This window comes from Syntrophomonas wolfei subsp. wolfei str. Goettingen G311, from assembly GCF_000014725.1.
Taxonomy (GTDB): Bacteria; Bacillota; Syntrophomonadia; order Syntrophomonadales; family Syntrophomonadaceae; genus Syntrophomonas; species Syntrophomonas wolfei.
In genome coordinates this window covers 1,639,227-1,654,327 of record NC_008346.1, presented here as the reverse complement: position 1 = coordinate 1,654,327, position 15,101 = coordinate 1,639,227, and the positions used below count along the sequence as shown (strand labels likewise).

Genomic DNA, 15,101 nt, shown 5'->3' with positions numbered 1-15,101 from the left:
ATCCTTTAATGATTTATTCGAAACAAAAATTTTTCGTATAGTATTTTACTTTTCTACGAATCATAATACAGAGCTTTAAGGAATCTATTGGGTATAAAAATGTTGTTCTAAAGGAGGTTTAAGACTACTATGATTGGTGCCATAGTCCGTTTTGTTGTATCTGCTCTGGTCTTGCTTCTGGTGGGTTACCTTTTGCCAGGGATTAGCGTAGCTGGTTTTACCGGAGCCTTGATTGCAGCAATTGTAATTGCTCTTCTTGGCTATGCTGCCGAGGCCATTCTGGGTACCCGGATATCACCACGCTCTCGCGGTCTGGTGGGTTTTATTACGGCTGCCATAGTCATTTACCTGGCCCAGTTTATTATTCCCAATTATCTGTCGGTATCCTTATTGGGAAGTCTGCTGGCGGCTTTTGTCATAGGCCTGGTTGATGCATTTGTTCCAACTGAGCTCAGGTAATTCGCTTTTGCCAGGTAAACTGGCAAGATTATCCCCCTAACTACGCCACAGCAGTAGCTTAAATATAGGGGGAGAACTCAACCATAAAAAAACATATCTTGCTCGAAAGCCAGTATATACTGGCTTTTGAGTTTTGCCGGAAAAAGTTTGCTTATATTTATAAAGACAAGTAAAATAAACAAGCAGTAGGCTCTTTTATTTCCCTGGATTGAAAATAAAAAATCAGAATTTAGAAGATTGGGGTTTTAATCACCAAGTTAATGTCTAAGAAGCTCTGGGGTATGTCCAGGACTTTTATATAATCTATCTGGCAAACTAGCTCAGAGGAAGAATGGATAGGGGGTGGAAGAAAAATGTTTGGCTTTATCGGGAACATAGGACCCTGGGAGTTGATTTTAATCCTGGTTGTTGCTTTGATAGTAGTTGGACCGGGTAAATTGCCGGAAGTAGCCAAATCTATGGGAAAAGCAGCCCGGGAATTTAAAAAAGCTACCACCGGGGTACAAAAAGAGTTTCAAGATGCCTTAAAGGTTGATGAGAAACCTGCGCCGGCCCAAAAAGAGCCAGAAGCGGTGCCGGAAAAAATCGAAGTTTCCCCTACGGTTTCCCTTGACGAATTGAATGAAATGAGTCTTAATAATAAAGAAAAGGTCAAAAAAGATGACCCCGGAAATACCTTATCATAAGCAAATAAATACTTTTACTCTTATCCAGAGTGGTGGAGGGACTGGCCCGATGAAACCCGGCAACCGCCTGAAAGGTATGGTGCCAAATCCTGCAGGAGGATCCTGGCAGATGAGAGGGGATAGCATACCGGCCCTCTTATTATGAGGGCTTTTTTTATTGTATATTTGGGGAGGGTTGTTAATGTCTCCGAACTTGTATACTCTTTTGCAGAGTAGAATTCTTATCCTGGATGGAGCCATGGGAACCATGCTGCAGGAAAGGGGAATGGTCCCGGGGGAGTGTCCGGAGCTTTTTGGGGTAAATAATCCATTGATTTTGGAAGATATTCACTATCAGTATATGGAAGCGGGAGCCGATATTATCCAATCCAACACCTTTGGCGGCAATCGCTTTAAACTGGCTGAATATGGCCTGCAGGATCGGGTAGCGGAAATAAACGCTGAAGCCATAAGAATTGCTCGCGCCGGAGCCAGGGGAAAAGCCCTGGTAGCGGCCTCCATCGGTCCCAGCGGCAAACTGTTGCAACCCTTTGGAAATGCGGATTTTGCTGAGCTCTATGCGGCTTTTACCGAGCAGATGCTCAGCTGTGAAAAAGCCGGGGCTGATCTCATATCAATAGAAACCATGACTGACATTGGGGAAATGAGGGCCGCCTTGATTGCGGCCTGCTCCAATACCCGCCTGCCGGTTATTGCCCATATGACTTTTGAGCCCGGGGGAAGAACCCTGATGGGTACTGATCCCCTTACCGCTCTTATTATTATGGAGGCTTTGCAGCCCCTGGCCATTGGAGCCAATTGTTCCGGGGGTGCCCGGGAATTGCTGCCCATAATCGAAGAAATGGGCCGCTATAGCAGTGTATTTCTATCAGTAGAGCCCAATGCCGGTTTACCCCAACTGCTCGGGGAAAGAACCGTCTTCCCGGATAGACCGGAGGAAATGGCCGAATATGCCTTGAAATTGAGGGATGTCGGGGCCAATATCATAGGCGGCTGCTGCGGTACCACCCCGGAGCATATAAAAGCTATCGCCAGTACTTTAAGGGGACTTTCCCCCCGGAAAAGGACACCCCGAAGAATTAGGGCCCTAGCTTCGCGTAGTCAGGCAGTGGTTCTGGGAGAGGGAAAGCCGCTCACTTTTATCGGAGAAAGGATAAACCCTACCGCCCGCAAGAAATTGGCTCAGGATATCAAGGAAGGCCGTATGCAGATGGTAGTGGATGAAGCCAGGAAACAGGTGGAAGCAGGTGCCGCCATTCTGGATGTAAATATGGGAGTACCTGGAATAGATGAAGCTATGGCTATGAGAGAGGCGGTGGTTGCAGTTCAGGCTGCGGTTGATGTCCCTCTTGCTTTGGATTCCACCAGCGCCCAGGCTATTGAAGAGGGTTTGCAATCCTTTGTGGGCCGGCCTTTGATTAATTCCACCACCGGAGAAGATAAACAATTAGAGATCATACTTCCCCTGGCCAAAAAATATGGGGCCGCTGTACTGGGACTCTGCCTGGATCAAAATGGAATCCCGGAGCGGGCCGAGGACAGGGTAGAGATAGCCCGGAAGATCTTTGAGCAGGCGCGGGAATATGGTTTACGGGAAGAAGATATTTATATAGATTGCCTGGTAAAAACTGCCAGTGCCGAACAATCCCAGGTTTTTGAAACCCTGAAGGCTTTGCGGATGGTTAAGGAGGAAATGGCTTTAGGTACGGTGCTGGGAGTTAGTAATGTATCTCATGGTCTGCCCGCCCGCGAGCTTTTGAATTCCACTTATCTAGCCATGGCCTGGGCGGCCGGACTGGATTTACCCATAATGAATCCTTTTGAAAGCAGAATGATGGATGCTAATAGAGCCGCTGCCGTTTTACTTAATCGTGATCTTAATTCGCTAGAATTTATTGAGAAATATAAAGACTATAAAGCAGATAAAGCCCAGGACTCCGCCAGAATCGTCAGACCGAATTACTGTATTTGCCAACAATGCAATATTCCAGAATTGCTGGAAAATTCAGAAAAGATACCGTTGGGTGTGGGTAATAAAGCCGAGGAAAAGAACATGAAGAACCCGCTGTCCACCCTGGAGATAATTAGCCAGGCAGTCCTTCAAGGGGATAAGGGACTGCTTTTGGAACAGGTGCAAAAGGCCCTGGATCAGGAAAAAATAGCCCCGATGGAAATAGTTAATAAGGCGCTTATTCCAGGAATCGAAAGGGCGGGAGAACTCTATGACCAAAAAAAATATTTCCTACCCCAGTTGATGTTGGCAGCCGAAAGTATGAAAGATGCCTTTACGCTGGTAAAAACCCGTCTGAGCGGTGAAGCGGAAGAACATAAAGGGCTTATCGTTCTAGCCACGGTGGAAGGCGATATCCATGACATTGGCAAGAATATTGTAGCCATTTTACTGGAGAATTATGGTTTCAAGGTATTGGATATGGGAAAAGATGTCAAGGCGGAAGTTATATTGGATGTGGCCGAAAAGGAGAAAGCAGATATTATTGGCTTAAGCGCCTTGATGACAACAACCATGCCACGAATGCAGGAGGTGATCCAGGGCGTAAAAGCCCGTGGAATGCCGTGCAAAATAATGGTTGGAGGAGCCGTCTTGAATCAGGAATATGCAGATCATATCGGGGCCGATGCTTATTCTGAAGATGCGCGCCAGGCAGTTTTAATGGCCCAAAGGCTTTTAGGGGGGAGATAAAAATGGCAGTGGAAAAAACTTATGAAAAAATAAACGCTCGAATAAAGCGAGGCGAGGCGGTAGTAGTAACCGCAGAGGAAGTTATCGATTATGTGACGGAAAACGGCTATGAAAAGGCCGTGCAGGAAATTGATGTGGTAACCACCGGTACCTTTGGTCCCATGTGTTCATCCGGTGCTTTTCTTAATTTTGGTCATTCCCGGCCCCGGATAAAGATGAAAAAGGTTTGGTTAAACGGGGTGGAGGCTTATGGCGGTCTAGCAGCAGTGGATGCTTATATCGGCGCTGCTCAATTGCCGGATTTCGACCCGGAAAATAAAGTGTTTCCGGGACGATTCACCTATGGTGGGGGGCATGTAATTCATGATCTGGTGGCGGGTAAAGAAATACGCCTGGAGGCTATAGCTTATGGAACCGATTGTTATCCCAATAAAAAAGTAGATACCATAATTACCCTTGATGATCTTAATGAGGCCTATATTTTTAACCCGCGCAATGCTTACCAGAATTACAACTGCGCGGTGAACCTGGGAGATAGAACCTTATATACCTATATGGGTATTCTTAAACCGCGGCTAGGCAATGCCAGCTATTCTACTTCCGGGCAATTAAGCCCTTTGCTTAACGATCCTTATTACAAGACCATTGGCATTGGAACCAGGATATTCCTGGGAGGGGGAACGGGTTATGTGGCCTGGAACGGAACCCAGCACCACCCCAATGTACTAAGAGGCGAAAACGGCGTGCCTCAGGTGCCAGCAGGTACTCTGGCCGTAATCGGGGATATCAAGCAGATGAATCCCGATTGGCTGGTAGGCTTGAGTTTTATTGGCTATGGAGCTACCATGGCGGTGGGAATCGGTATTCCTATTCCAATCTTGAACGAAGAGATACTGCGCTATACCCTGGTCAAGGATGAAGATATCCTTTGTCCCATAGTGGATTTTAACGAAGGATATCCTTACTCCAAACCCATCGATCTGGGCTTCGCCAATTTTAAGGAATTGAAGAGCGGACGGATAAAGGTTAATGGCAAGGAAATAGTAACTACGCCCCAGTCCAGTTATCCCCGGGCGCGGAAGATTGCCGCCATACTCAAAGAATGGATTCAAAGAGGAGAATTTGAACTTACCAGGCCGGTGGCCATGCTTCCCTCGGCAGATGCTAACATTGAGTTTAAATCGATTCCTGAGCGCAGTCCCAGTGAAGTCTTTTTAAATGGCCGGAACAGGAGGGGTTAGGATGAAAAATAGGGTAGTTTGTTATTTTTCCGCCATTCAGACGGAACAGCCGGTAGTCTACCGCCTGATAAAGAACTATGATTTGATAGTTAATATATTGAAGGCGGATATCAACCCGCAGAAAGAGGGCTTTCTGGTGGTTGAGATGGAAGGCGAAAAAGACAAATATGAGGGGGGCATAGCTTTCCTTAAGAATCTCGGGATAATCGTTGAGCCCCTCAGCGAAACGGTACTCTGGCAGGAAGATATCTGCATACAGTGCGGGGCCTGTGCTTCATTCTGCCCTACTGAAGCGCTTTCCATCGATAGAGATAGCATGTTGGTTTCCTTTGAAAACTCCAAATGCGTAGTTTGCGGTATGTGTCTGGATTGCTGTCCTACTCGGGCGATAAAACTCCATTTTGAAGTCAAGGAGGCTGTTTAGAACGGCTGATGAATAATACTGTAAACGGTGGTTATGGAGAACGCTATTACCGGGTTCTGCACGCGGCGAGCGACCTCAAGTATTTTTCTGTAAAAATAAAGGAATCAGATCTGGCTATTGCTGTAGACCGGAAAAGCTACAGCGATAGCCTGCTGTCTTTATGCCAGCGAGAATTACTGAGCTTAAGAAGACAGTTGGAAGATTATATTAAGCGACATCCCGAGTTTATGACCTCTTTTGTTCCGCTTCCGCTTATGGTTGGAGCACCGGAAATTGCCTGTCGCATGGCCGCCGCTGCCGAAGCGGCAGGAGTTGGTCCCATGGCCGCAGTTGCCGGTGCCATAGCCCAGAGCCTGGGGCAGGCTTTGGAGAATCAGGTTGAGGAAGTGATGGTGGAAAACGGAGGAGACATATATCTGCGCTCCAAGAGTGACCGGATCATAGCCATATTTGCCGGCAATTCCCCGTTCACTTACAAGATTGGCATTCGCGTGGAGCCTGAGGAAAGCCCCCTGGGGATTTGCACCTCTTCCGCTACGGTAGGCCCCAGTATTAGCCTGGGAAGAGCTGATGCTGCGGTGATTAAGGCTTATCCTGCTGAACTGGCCGATGCGGTTGCCACCCAGGCCGGGAATCTGGTGCAAAGCAAGGATGACCTGATAAAAGCGATTGATTATGCCAAAGCTATTCAAGGGGTAAGTGGAGTATTGCTAATACAGGGCGACAGCATGGCCGCCTGGGGAAAGATTGAGATAGTTCCGCTAAAGAGGAGGTAGAAGTTTGAAAGAAACTCTTTCATGGTGTTTTGTACCTTGAGCGTAGCGAAAGGAATGATTATAAAAATGAAGGTAGTAAATAATGTGCTGGAACTGATTGGGGAGACTCCGGTAATCAAACTGAACAGGATGCTTGGTGCTGGTCAGGCCGAGGTTTATGTCAAGCTAGAGGGATTCAACCCCGGGGGAAGTATTAAAGACCGGCCTGGTCTTTATATGATTGAAAAGGCTGAAGCCCGGGGCTTATTAAAAAAAGATTCAATAATATTGGAAGCCACCAGCGGTAATACCGGCATTGGACTGGCCATGGCTGCCTCCATCAAAGGATACCCGATTCTGATTGTAATGCCGGAGAACATGAGTGATGAGAGAAAAAAGATTTTAAGGGCTTACGGAGCACAACTCCTGTTAACCCCAGCAGAAGAAGGTATGCCGGGAGCAGTGGGGCGAGCCCGGGAACTGGCTACAAGCGATTCCCGCTATTTTTTGGTACAACAATTTGAAAACCAGGATAATGCAGAAAGTCATGAAATAACAACCGCTCAGGAAATATTGCGGCAAATGGAGCATAAACTGGATATCTTTATTTGTGGAGTAGGTAGCGGGGGAACCCTGAGTGGAACCGGCAAGGCCTTGAAATCATCATTACCCAAGATAAAAATCGTTGCGGTTGAACCGGCAAAATCAGCAGTTTTAAGTGGAAATACGGCTGGAGTTCACAAAATCCAAGGAATTGGGGCAGGATTTATTCCGCCCGTGTTGAATATTGAAATGGTTGACCAGATAATTCCCGTTAGTGATGAAGATGCCATCGAAACCTGTCGGCAGATGGCTAAAAAGGAAGCTTTGCTACTGGGAATATCATCAGGTGCGGCGGTATTTGCAGCCTTGAACCTGGTCCGGGATATGGATCCAAGCCAAAAAATTCTGGCTATTGCACCTGATGGAGCAGAGAAATATATGTCAACCGAATTGTTTGATTAGAGGGGGAGTTGGGGAGAATGAATCCCGAAGCCGTAGTTAATTACTTAATGGAATGGTCTCGACAAAAAGTAAAAGAGGCAGGTGCCCTGGGAATTGTTTTAGGGGTGAGTGGGGGAGTTGATTCGGCAGTTGCGGCTATTATTGCCAAGAAAGCATTTCCTGAGAATTGTATGACTCTGTTGTTACCCTGTGAAAGTGATGTTGTTGATCGCATGGATAGTCAAGCTTTAGTGGAAAAGTTTAATATTCCTTATAGAATTATCGATTTAGATAATGCTTACCATTTGTTATCCACCCAGTTTGAATCCTATCTCAAGTGTGAAGGTTTAAAGGGCAAATTACTACGGGGTAATATAAAGTCGAGGCTCAGAATGATGGCCCTCTATTATTCGGCTCAGGCCAGAAACTACCTGGTTTTGGGTACCAGTAACAAAAGCGAACTTTGCGTAGGCTATTCAACCAAGTACGGAGACGCTGGGGTTGACCTCCAGTTGTTAGGGGATTTATTAAAACGGGAAGTATACGAACTGGCACAGTTTTTGGGTGTGCCAGAAACCATAGTTAATAAACCGCCCTCTGGTGGCTTATGGTCAGGACAGACGGATGAAGGGGAAATGGGCTTAACCTACGAAGAACTGGATAATTATCTGGCAAGCGGTGATGGAAGCCCGGAAGTTATTAACAAAATCGAGGGTATGATGGCTGGCAGCCAGCACAAGCGCAAGATGCCCCCGGTGGCTATGATCCCTCCTGAACTTAGAAATTAGGAATTGGCCGTCGGTCGTAAGACATCAGAAGGGGAAGTTGGTCATCAGATAACAGAGGAGCGCAGTTATCAACAACCTCGTTCCCGAATATATCATAGGGACGGTTCTCCTGATATATAACGAGGTGAAATATGTCCCCCGCTAAGCGTTCGGGTTCCTATTAACAAAACATGTGGCGGGTTCTAAGCCCCGCCTCGGCAGTTTCTTCAGATCTTTAACTTACTTTTTATAGGTGGTTGTGCCCCTTGGGATATGGGGGGTAGTTAAAAGAGCAGGAGGAATAAAGTTGAGTCCTCGCAAGCGTCGAGTAGCTATTCGTATGCTAATTTTCCTGGCAGTGTTTTCCTACATCGGATACATCGCCAACCAACGATTGCCTTCCTTTGACTTTTGGGTCGTAATGGGCTTTTTTGCCCTTTTTTTTACCTGGTCGATAATTGAAACCATTATATACCGGGAACCACAGACCCTGGTGGTGGAAGACGATGATCAGAGGTCCTATCTTTACCTGCAGCTTTCTTCCATGCTGGTTTTATTCGTTGCTTTGCTTGATTTTCTGGAATTTAAATATACCAGAGTTACTTTATTGGAACCGGGAATAACGATATTGGGCTTTATCTTTTTTATAATATATGTAGCAGTCCGCTACCAGGCCATTGTTCATTTGGGATCGTATTATAATCCCCGGGTAGCACTTTACGAAGAACATAGTCTGGTTAAAGAGGGACCTTACCGAAAAATTAGGCATCCCTTTTACCTCAGCGCCTTGCTGAGTGTTTTATCCCTCTCTTGCATCTTCAATTCTGGAGCGGCTCTTTTATTAACCGCGCTTGCAGTTATCCCGTCCATAGTCTATCGTATTAATATAGAGGAAGAATTCCTCTTGGAGCATTTTGGCGAAGAATATAAGCAATATATGGAACATAGCAGTAGAATAATCCCAGGAATATGGTAAATAAACAGACATCCCCTTTGTTTAAGCAATCGAGAAGCTTATTAAGACTTTAAGAAAGGGGATTAGACCAATAGGAGGGAAAAGATAAATGGCAGGACACTCCAAATGGGCTAATATCAAGCATAAAAAGGCCCGCTCGGATGAAAAAAGAGGAAAAGAGTTTACCAAGATAGCCAAAGAAATTACTATTGCCGTGCGTAGTGGTGGTAGCGGAGATCCTGAAGCCAATTCCAAATTAAAGCTGGCCATTCAAAAGGCCAAGGCTATAAATATGCCTAATGAGAACATAAATCGCGCGGTTAAGAAAGGTACTGGAGAAATTGACAGCGAAACCATCGAAGAAATAATATATGAAGGCTATGCCCCCGGGGGAATAGCGGTAATGTTGGAAATTGCTACCGATAATCGCAACCGAACTGCATCAGAAATCAGGCATCTTTTTTCTAAAAACAACGGGAATCTTGGTGAGAGTGGTTGTGTAGCCTGGATGTTCAAACGGGTAGGCTTAATTAGCATAAAAAAGGATAAGCTGAACATGGAGGAAGAAGAATTTATGCTAAAGGTATTGGATGCAGGTGCCGAGGATGTCAGAGAGGAAGACGAGGAATATGAAGTCCTGACTTTACCAGAAAGCTTTATGCTGGTAAAGGAAGCTATGGAAGAGGAAAAGCTTCTCATAGAAGAGGCTGACATAGTAATGCTGCCGGAAAATACGGTTGACATTACTGATGTTGACATGGCGGGGAAAATCATAAAACTCATTGAGCTTTTGGAAGATCACGATGATGTACAAAATGTCTACACCAATATGTCTATTCCTGATGAAATAATTGCAGCACTCTAAAACTTGACACGGGGACGAACTTGACACGGGGACGAACTTGACACGGGGACGGGGTTGTTGACAACTTCGTCCTTCAGCGTTTAAACCCTATTTCTTACTATAACGAGGTGAAATAGGTATCAAGGGGACGGTCCTTTTGACACCGTAACCCCTACCCCCTTACTCCTTACTTTTCTTACTAACCCCCATGGCCGGGGGCCACAACCACCGATGAAAGGTGAGTTAGCTTGTATAATAAACTGGGGAATGAAATAGTGACACCCGCAGGCTATGTAGGGAACGACCCCCGTGTCGTTCCGAATCAGGCGCAACAACCTTAATAGCGACTGTTAAGCATTGTAAGGGCGGTATTCGAGCGCCCGCTTTCACCTTCGCCAGCGTTTTATATATTCATGCAACCCTTATGCAACAAAAAGGGTTTTTGCAGTGGAGTCAAATCTAGATAAAAGTCTATTAAAGCGGGAAACTTCCCGCTTTCGTTTTGTATAAAAAAGAGAAAAAATGGAAAACATAAGCTGCAGAGGTGATGGCAATGAAAAGAACTTTTACTGGAATCACTCTGCTGGGTATATTAATAATGGTTTTTCTAAGCGGTTATTTTATTGGCAGCCATAAAGTATTGGAAGTCAGGCAGAAACCAGTGCTGGGAATAGATGATAAAAGCAAGATTGAGGAGCAGCGGATAAATGAGAAAAGCCAGGTAGTGATGGAGAAGGAATACAAGCGTTGCCAGCATGTGGTAATTTCCGAGTTTGAACCCAAAGAGCAATTGCTAGGTAAGAGCTTGTCAGAAATAAGCCGTATTTATTCACCACAAAATGGTTTTACGGTTAGCCTGCAAGGTGACAGCCTATGTATCCATCAGATAATTGATGATTGGTGCCCGCTGGATAAGGAGAAATATCGGCTCAAGGAATATCAGGGTAAAGTTGCTGTTTACCAGGGACCGGATAAAGATAATGAAGTACTATTGAGAGTGACTTCTATTAGTATGGAGACTTTGCCTGCAGAGATTCAAAGCACAATAAGGGAAGGCAAGTATGAGTTTAATAATGAAGAACTGCTTAATGACGCTCTGGAGAACCTGGATGAGTATTAGAAAGAAAAGTAAGGAGTAAGGGGCAAGGTGTCAAAAGGACGGTCCTTTTGACGCCTTCTTTTTTTATGTCCTAAACAATCCCCGAGAATCTATACTCTCACAGAAGTTTATTTATGGAACTCAGGCTGATTTTAGAGTATTATAGTATTTAGTTTGTTGCTTTATGCAACAGTATCAAAAAGCCTGGAATAAAATGGCTGACGACTTTACTATATTTCGCTGGAGAGCTGGCCATGGCAAAAGGCAGGGTGAAGCAATGAAGGTTCTGGGAATTGACCCCGGTACGGCCACTACGGGTTACGGACTCATTCGTTCGGAAGCGGGACGAGTTAAGGCGATTACATACGGTACTATAGTTACCCCCGCTCAGCTGGAAATGCCTTTAAGACTCTACCAAATTTATAGAGAATTGCAAGCTTTATTGATGGAATATAAACCTGATGCGGTAGCGGTGGAGGAAATATTTTATAATCGCAATTCTAAAACAGTAATCACTGTAGCTCAGAGCCGGGGAGTAATCCTAATGACGGCGGCGGCTGCTGGTATACCGGTTGCTGAATACACTCCTCTACAGGTCAAGCAAGCGGTGGTGGGCTACGGAGCGGCAGAAAAGAAACAAGTGCAACTTATGGTGCAAAAGATTTTGGGCCTACAGCAATTGCCCCGACCGGATGATGCTGCCGACGCTCTGGCCGTTGCTATTTGTCATCTGCATTCCTATCGTTTGTCTTCTTTTTTGGAGAGTTCAGCGACAAAGGCCGGAGAAAAAAGATAACGCTCTACGGCCGGTCAAAACAAAGATTCATACTGCCTGCCTGCTACAGCTCATTTTAAATGGAGGAAATATATGATTGCATTTCTTAAGGGAGCTGTTTTTGAACGGCGACCGGACAGTATAATAATTGATGTTAATGGGGTGGGTTATGAGGTGAATATTCACTCCCGGCTTTTCCCCCGCTTACCGCAAAGAGGCGAGCCCATACTTATCCACACCTTCCTGCAGGTACTGGAAAACGAGTTCAAACTCTTTGGCTTTCTCGATCAGGATGAACTCAGGCTCTTTAAGACCTTACTCACGGTTTCTGGGATAGGAAGCAAGGGAGCCCTGGCGGTGTTGTCTACCATGGAACCACTGGTCTTTTACCGGGCCATAGCCAGTCAGGATGAAAAGACCCTGGTTCGCATACCGGGTGTGGGTAAAAAGACTGCTCAGAGGATGATTTTCGAGCTGCAGGACAAAGTTCCGGAATTAAAGCTGGTTGAGGTGGAAAAGGAGCAGCGGCCGCTGTTGGATGAGCTTATGGAAGCCCTGGAAATACTAGGCTATAGTCGCAGCGAAGTCCTGCCTGCTATTATGGATTTGAACAGGAATAAGCAATTAGGAAACATTGTGGAGGAAAATATAAAGTTGGTATTGAAGGCTAAAGCGCAGGAAATGAGACGCTAAAAGGGGGGAGTATGCTGGACGAGAGACTTATTTCTTCTCATCTACTGGACGAAGATGATAACAACGAAAATTCAATACGGCCCGGGCGCTTATCCGAATATATTGGACAGGAAAAGGTAAAGGAAAATGTAGAGGTATTTATCACTGCTGCGCGGGAACGGAAGGAAAGCTTGGATCATGTCCTTCTCAGCGGTCCCCCGGGACTGGGCAAGACCACTCTGGCCAGCATAATAGCCAACGAAGTCGGCAAGCCCATTCGCAAGACCTCGGGACCAGCCATTGAGAGACCGGGAGACCTGGCGGCTATTCTTACCAATTTGGAACCGGGCGAAGTTCTGTTTATTGATGAAATTCACCGGCTAAACCGTAATGTAGAAGAGATAATGTACCCGGCTATGGAAGATTACGTCATAGATATAATTATCGGCAAAGGCCCGGCAGCCCGCACTCTTCGCCTGGACCTTCCGCCATTTACCTTGATTGGAGCTACTACCCGACCCGGGCTTTTGAGTTCTCCCTTGCGCGACCGTTTTGGTATAAGCTGCCGACTGGATTTCTATACCCCGCTGGAGCTAAGCGAGATAATCCTTAGGGCAGCCCGAATTCTGGAGATTAGTCTAGATAAGGAAGGAGCCACGGAAATAGCCGGGCGTTCCCGGGGAACGCCGCGGGTGGCCAATCGTTTGCTGCGGAGAGTAAGAGACTACGCTTTGGTCAAGGGTAATGGAAATATTGATTTTTCTCTGGCCAAATGGGCCTTGGAGATGCTGGAAATAGATGAATGTGGATTGGATGTAATGGATAGAATGATTTTGGAAGCAATTATCGGCAAGTTCAGCGGGGGACCGGTAGGCTTGGATACCCTGGCGGCTTCAGTTTCGGAAGAATCTGATACCATTAGCGATGTTTATGAACCCTATCTCTTAAAGCTAGGCTTTATCCAGAAGACTCCCCGGGGGAGGATGGCTACTGAGCATGCCTACCGTCATCTGGGCTATCCGCTGAAAGGGAATTTGGAGGGAAAAGGGCTGTTTTCGGATGCATAGGCGGTCCGCTCATTGGGGGTAAAGGCATGAGCAAAGTATTGTTGCATATTTGTTGCGGGCCCTGTGCCAGCTATCCCGTTCCGTGTCTGCGGGAGGAAGGCTTCGAGCTGATGGGCTATTTCTATAACCCCAACATCCATCCCTTTACGGAATACCAGAAAAGAAAAGAAGCCCTGGAGGATTATGCCCGGCAGGTTGAATTAAAGGTTGTTTTCGAACCGGATTACAAGCCGGTAGACTATTTTCAGAATATTACCTACCGGGAAAGCCGCCGCTGTTTATTGTGTTATCAAATGAGATTGGAACAGGCAGCCCAAATTGCCCGCAAAGGGAAATTCGATTACTTCACCACTACTTTGTTGGTGAGCAAGTACCAGAAACATAAATTAATCCGGGAAATAGGGGAAGCTATTGGGGAGAAATATGAGCTACCCTTCTTGTACCGGGATTTTAGAGAGGGTTTCCGGCAGACGGGGATTATAGCGCGGGAAATGGGATTGTACCGCCAGCAATATTGCGGTTGCCTGTACAGTGAGATGGAGCGTTACATGCCTGGTAATCAGCCTGGTATTGACCTTGATAATTAATCTTTGGAGTCGCAGATAAATGCAACATGACAAAAATGAAGATATTTACCGGCTATCCACCTATTACTATGATTTACCCCCGGAGCTTATTGCCCAGTATCCAGCGGAATACCGGGATAGTTCCCGCTTGCTGGTTCTGGACCGAAAGAGCGGAGATTTGAATGACCGGGCCTTTAAGGATATAAGCCTGTACTTGAAAAAGGGAGATGCTCTGGTATTGAATGAAACCCGGGTTATACCGGCGCGTTTTTTTGCTTATAAAGAAAGCGGGGCCAGGGTGGAAATACTACTTCTAAAGAAGCTTGGTGATGATTGGGAAGCTTTGGTAAAGCCTGCCCGGCGCCTGAAAGCCGGCAGCCGGGTTTTCCTTTCTCCGGATAAACCGCTGGTTATTGAAATAGTGGAAGAGTTAGATTTTGCTGGTGGACGCCGGGTTCGCTTTCAGGATAGTGTGGATGAGGATACCTTGTTACAGGAACAAGGGCATATCCCTCTGCCACCCTATATCAACCGGCCTGATGAAGAACTGGACCGGGAAAGGTACCAGACGGTTTATGCCTGCAAAAGCGGTTCCGTGGCAGCACCTACAGCGGGCCTGCACTTTACCCCCGATTTATTAAAAGAAATTACTCTTCAGGGGATTAATATTGTGCGGATAGTCTTACATGTGGGGATGGGAACTTTCCGGCCGGTTAAGAATGAAGATATTCGCCAGCACAATATGCACTTGGAGTATTATGAGGTAGCAGAAGATGCAGCGGCCTTGCTTAACTTAACCCGGGAAAGCGGAGGGCAAATAGTGGCGGTGGGAACAACGGTGGTAAGAACTCTGGAAAGCGTTTATAATAAAGATTGTGGTTTTTTGGCCGGAAAAGGTGAAACGAATAAGTATATTTTCCCGGGATACCAATTCCGGGCCATTGATAAATTGTTGACCAACTTTCATCTCCCCGGTTCTTCCTTGTTGATGCTGGTGGCGGGTTTTGCAGGAACTGAAAGCACATTGGCGGCTTACCGGCACGCGGTGGAGAATCGTTATCGGTTTTTTTCCTACGGAGATGCCATGCTGGTGATATGACGAGGTA

Annotated in this window: 16 protein-coding genes and 1 riboswitch; all 16 genes read left to right on the top strand. The window is 46.2% G+C overall.

What is annotated here, in order from left to right; translation table 11 throughout:
• Window positions 1–129 precede the first annotated feature (129 nt).
• Window positions 130–459: a phage holin family protein gene (locus SWOL_RS07465; protein WP_011640850.1), complete on the top strand. Its 330-nt coding sequence runs from the start codon at window positions 130–132 to the stop codon at window positions 457–459.
• Between the two features lie 353 nt (window positions 460–812).
• Window positions 813–1,145, top strand: a complete 333-nt coding sequence (tatB, locus tag SWOL_RS14000; protein WP_011640849.1) for a Sec-independent protein translocase protein TatB — start codon at window positions 813–815, stop codon at window positions 1,143–1,145.
• Window positions 1,146–1,162: 17 nt separating this feature from the next.
• A riboswitch (SAM riboswitch) is annotated at window positions 1,163–1,261 on the top strand.
• Between the two features lie 65 nt (window positions 1,262–1,326).
• The gene (locus SWOL_RS07455) at window positions 1,327–3,846 is read left to right on the top strand and encodes a homocysteine S-methyltransferase family protein (RefSeq protein WP_011640848.1); all 2,520 of its coding nucleotides are present in this window, start codon (window positions 1,327–1,329) and stop codon (window positions 3,844–3,846) included.
• Between the two features lie 2 nt (window positions 3,847–3,848).
• Window positions 3,849–5,087 carry a homocysteine biosynthesis protein gene (locus SWOL_RS07450; RefSeq protein WP_011640847.1) on the top strand — a complete coding sequence of 413 codons (1,239 nt, stop codon included), beginning with the start codon at window positions 3,849–3,851 and terminating at the stop codon, window positions 5,085–5,087.
• A 1-nt stretch (window position 5,088) separates the two neighbouring features.
• Window positions 5,089–5,511 (top strand): NIL domain-containing protein, encoded by a 423-nt coding sequence (locus SWOL_RS07445; protein WP_011640846.1) that lies wholly within the window; start codon window positions 5,089–5,091, stop codon window positions 5,509–5,511.
• A gap of 8 nt (window positions 5,512–5,519) precedes the next feature.
• A complete protein-coding gene (locus SWOL_RS07440) occupies window positions 5,520–6,287 on the top strand; it encodes a UPF0280 family protein (RefSeq protein WP_011640845.1) in 768 nt (255 codons plus the stop codon).
• Window positions 6,288–6,353: 66 nt separating this feature from the next.
• Complete coding sequence (gene cysK, locus SWOL_RS07435) at window positions 6,354–7,271, top strand: cysteine synthase A (RefSeq protein WP_011640844.1); 918 nt, start codon at window positions 6,354–6,356, stop codon at window positions 7,269–7,271.
• Between the two features lie 17 nt (window positions 7,272–7,288).
• Window positions 7,289–8,038 carry an NAD(+) synthase gene (nadE, locus tag SWOL_RS07430; RefSeq protein ID WP_011640843.1) on the top strand — a complete coding sequence of 250 codons (750 nt, stop codon included), beginning with the start codon at window positions 7,289–7,291 and terminating at the stop codon, window positions 8,036–8,038.
• Window positions 8,039–8,324: 286 nt separating this feature from the next.
• Window positions 8,325–8,993 (top strand): methyltransferase family protein, encoded by a 669-nt coding sequence (locus tag SWOL_RS13585; RefSeq protein ID WP_011640842.1) that lies wholly within the window; start codon window positions 8,325–8,327, stop codon window positions 8,991–8,993.
• Between the two features lie 88 nt (window positions 8,994–9,081).
• Complete coding sequence (locus SWOL_RS07420; protein WP_011640841.1) at window positions 9,082–9,837, top strand: YebC/PmpR family DNA-binding transcriptional regulator; 756 nt, start codon at window positions 9,082–9,084, stop codon at window positions 9,835–9,837.
• A 532-nt stretch (window positions 9,838–10,369) separates the two neighbouring features.
• A complete protein-coding gene (locus tag SWOL_RS07415; protein ID WP_011640840.1) occupies window positions 10,370–10,936 on the top strand; it encodes a BofC C-terminal domain-containing protein in 567 nt (188 codons plus the stop codon).
• A gap of 256 nt (window positions 10,937–11,192) precedes the next feature.
• Window positions 11,193–11,711, top strand: coding sequence for a crossover junction endodeoxyribonuclease RuvC (ruvC, locus tag SWOL_RS07410; RefSeq protein ID WP_011640839.1), 519 nt, complete (start codon window positions 11,193–11,195; stop codon window positions 11,709–11,711).
• Between the two features lie 72 nt (window positions 11,712–11,783).
• On the top strand, window positions 11,784–12,383 hold the full coding sequence (gene ruvA, locus SWOL_RS07405; RefSeq protein ID WP_011640838.1) for a Holliday junction branch migration protein RuvA: 600 nt from the start codon (window positions 11,784–11,786) through the stop codon (window positions 12,381–12,383).
• 11 nt (window positions 12,384–12,394) lie between these two features.
• Complete coding sequence (ruvB, locus tag SWOL_RS07400) at window positions 12,395–13,429, top strand: Holliday junction branch migration DNA helicase RuvB (RefSeq protein WP_011640837.1); 1,035 nt, start codon at window positions 12,395–12,397, stop codon at window positions 13,427–13,429.
• A gap of 26 nt (window positions 13,430–13,455) precedes the next feature.
• Window positions 13,456–14,016, top strand: a complete 561-nt coding sequence (locus tag SWOL_RS07395; RefSeq protein ID WP_011640836.1) for an epoxyqueuosine reductase QueH — start codon at window positions 13,456–13,458, stop codon at window positions 14,014–14,016.
• A 19-nt stretch (window positions 14,017–14,035) separates the two neighbouring features.
• Entirely contained in the window at window positions 14,036–15,094 is a 1,059-nt protein-coding gene (queA, locus tag SWOL_RS07390) for a tRNA preQ1(34) S-adenosylmethionine ribosyltransferase-isomerase QueA (protein WP_011640835.1), read from the top strand.
• The last annotated feature ends 7 nt before the right edge of the window (window positions 15,095–15,101 follow it).

Bases quoted from the DNA above. Each gene is read 5' to 3' on its own strand.
- SWOL_RS07465 (WP_011640850.1), top strand. From the start codon at position 130: ATGATTGGTGCCATAGTCCGTTTTGTTGTATCTGCTCTGGTCTTGCTT.
- tatB (WP_011640849.1), top strand. From the start codon at position 813: ATGTTTGGCTTTATCGGGAACATAGGACCCTGGGAGTTGATTTTAATC.
- SWOL_RS07455 (WP_011640848.1), top strand. From the start codon at position 1,327: ATGTCTCCGAACTTGTATACTCTTTTGCAGAGTAGAATTCTTATCCTG.
- SWOL_RS07450 (WP_011640847.1), top strand. From the start codon at position 3,849: ATGGCAGTGGAAAAAACTTATGAAAAAATAAACGCTCGAATAAAGCGA.
- SWOL_RS07445 (WP_011640846.1), top strand. From the start codon at position 5,089: ATGAAAAATAGGGTAGTTTGTTATTTTTCCGCCATTCAGACGGAACAG.
- SWOL_RS07440 (WP_011640845.1), top strand. From the start codon at position 5,520: ATGAATAATACTGTAAACGGTGGTTATGGAGAACGCTATTACCGGGTT.
- cysK (WP_011640844.1), top strand. From the start codon at position 6,354: ATGAAGGTAGTAAATAATGTGCTGGAACTGATTGGGGAGACTCCGGTA.
- nadE (WP_011640843.1), top strand. From the start codon at position 7,289: ATGAATCCCGAAGCCGTAGTTAATTACTTAATGGAATGGTCTCGACAA.
- SWOL_RS07420 (WP_011640841.1), top strand. From the start codon at position 9,082: ATGGCAGGACACTCCAAATGGGCTAATATCAAGCATAAAAAGGCCCGC.
- SWOL_RS07415 (WP_011640840.1), top strand. From the start codon at position 10,370: ATGAAAAGAACTTTTACTGGAATCACTCTGCTGGGTATATTAATAATG.
- ruvC (WP_011640839.1), top strand. From the start codon at position 11,193: ATGAAGGTTCTGGGAATTGACCCCGGTACGGCCACTACGGGTTACGGA.
- ruvA (WP_011640838.1), top strand. From the start codon at position 11,784: ATGATTGCATTTCTTAAGGGAGCTGTTTTTGAACGGCGACCGGACAGT.
- ruvB (WP_011640837.1), top strand. From the start codon at position 12,395: ATGCTGGACGAGAGACTTATTTCTTCTCATCTACTGGACGAAGATGAT.
- SWOL_RS07395 (WP_011640836.1), top strand. From the start codon at position 13,456: ATGAGCAAAGTATTGTTGCATATTTGTTGCGGGCCCTGTGCCAGCTAT.
- queA (WP_011640835.1), top strand. From the start codon at position 14,036: ATGCAACATGACAAAAATGAAGATATTTACCGGCTATCCACCTATTAC.